Source organism: Companilactobacillus mindensis DSM 14500, assembly GCF_001434275.1.
GTDB lineage: Bacteria > Bacillota > Bacilli > Lactobacillales > Lactobacillaceae > Companilactobacillus > Companilactobacillus mindensis.
The window spans coordinates 1-456 of sequence record NZ_AZEZ01000058.1; the positions used below are offsets into that span (position 1 = coordinate 1).

Below are 456 nucleotides of genomic sequence, written 5' to 3' on the forward strand. Positions count from 1 at the left end.
TGGAGTTTCGTGGACATATTTATTAGTCCAAGGGATTCCAGTTTTTCATTTGTTAAAGTGTATAGCAGCGTCTTGCTATGAGCAATTCGCCAATAACCCTTACGGGCGTTGGCGAATATCCTTGCTTGAACGCGTGTCATACCTAGTTTTACAAGGTTCTTAAATCTTGTTTTAGTTTTCTTCCATGATTTCCAGATATACTGTCTGATTCTAGAACGAAGCCATTCATCAAGTTCTTTGATAAATACTTTCATCTTTCCTATCCCATAGTAGTTGAGCCATCCAGTCATCTTTTGATTGATTTCCTTAAAGATGACATCGAGACTTCTACCCCGATTTCTCTTAGTCAATAACTTGAGAGATTGTTTAACTCTCTTTTTGGCTTGTCCACTTGGGCGCACGTAGGTGCCCTTAGTGGATACCCCTAAGGAGAATCCAAGAAACTTTAATCTTAAA

Annotated in this window: 1 protein-coding gene; it reads right to left on the bottom strand. The window is 38.8% G+C overall.

Going from position 1 to position 456, the window contains the following annotated elements; all coding sequences use genetic code 11:
* Positions 1-456, bottom strand: a 456-nt coding sequence (locus FD29_RS05540) for a group II intron maturase-specific domain-containing protein (RefSeq protein WP_275453188.1), incomplete at both ends; no start/stop codon positions are given.